This window comes from Microbulbifer sp. 2205BS26-8 (assembly GCF_030731025.1).
GTDB classification, from domain to species: Bacteria; Pseudomonadota; Gammaproteobacteria; order Pseudomonadales; family Cellvibrionaceae; genus Microbulbifer; species Microbulbifer spongiae.
Genome location: NZ_JAVAMR010000136.1, coordinates 1 through 1,107, shown reverse-complemented (window position 1 = coordinate 1,107; position 1,107 = coordinate 1). Strand labels below are relative to the sequence as shown.

Genomic DNA, 1,107 nt, shown 5'->3' with positions numbered 1-1,107 from the left:
ATTTGAACTTTAGTTTCCAGGAAGTTCTCAATATGAAAAAATGCTATGAATTAAGTAACTAGGGCCTGTTAACACTAAATCTTGTATAATCGTGGGATGAAGATTTCTACACAAGAATTCAAAGTTATCGAAAAATTGCTGCCAATCCCGTGTAGCAACATAAAAATATCTAATTTGGAAGTGCTAAACGCGATTCTCTATGCTGCCGAACATGGATATAAGTGGCGCGGTCTTCCGCAGCGCTTTTGGTCGTTGGCACAGCATTTATATGCGGGCGAATCGATGGGCCAAGCAGGACGTATTGGATCGAGTGTTTCTCGCACTGCAGGAAAATGATGTGATCAATATTCAAGTAGATCATGTATCTCTCGATTCTACCGCTGTAAAGGTGCATCCAGACGGCACAGGTGCGTTAAAAAAATGGTCCTCAATCTATCGGCAAATCACGAGGGGGCTGGACCAGCAAAATTCACATGATCACAGCGGGTCCCAATCAGGCCGTAGCTTTTTCCCTTTCTCCTGGGCAAGCAGGTGATGCATCTGAGGGGCGAAAGTTACTGAAAACACTGGAAAACTGTGGCTGGGAGGGCGCGAAAGTGATCATGGATAAAGCCTATGAGGGCGATGAAACCAGACAGTTGGTATTTGATCTTGGCATGGAACCCGTAGTGCCACCCAAAAGTAACCGACTAAGCGTTTGGGATTATGACCGAGAAGTGTACAAAAAACGAAATGAAGTAGAGAGGTTGTTCCGACGGCTCAAGGGTTTCAGAAGAATATTCTCGCGTTTTGACAAACTGGATGTGATTTTCAAGTTCTTTGTTCACTTCGCATTGATTATCGATACATTAATTAGTGTGAACAGGCCCTAAATGGATAATATCTGTTTTTAGTATATTCAACGTATCGTCTGTAATTGGTGCAACAGATGCGGAGCCCGGAAGCCAATAAAGCACAATGGCTGAAGGGTGGGGTGTAGAGAAGAAAAGTTCTAGCAGCCATCATCTGTAGTAGTTCAGACTTGATCTGACAGTTACCGGTTTTTCTGACGGTGCTCTGTCAGGTCAGGTTCAGTTCACGAACTTTTCCATCCAGATCTTTGAATCA

The 1,107-nt window shown here is 43.7% G+C and carries 1 pseudogene; it reads left to right on the top strand.

What is annotated here, in order from left to right:
* Positions 1-96 precede the first annotated feature (96 nt).
* Positions 97-872: pseudogene (locus Q5Y71_RS16905) on the top strand (IS5 family transposase).
* Positions 873-1,107 lie beyond the last annotated feature (235 nt).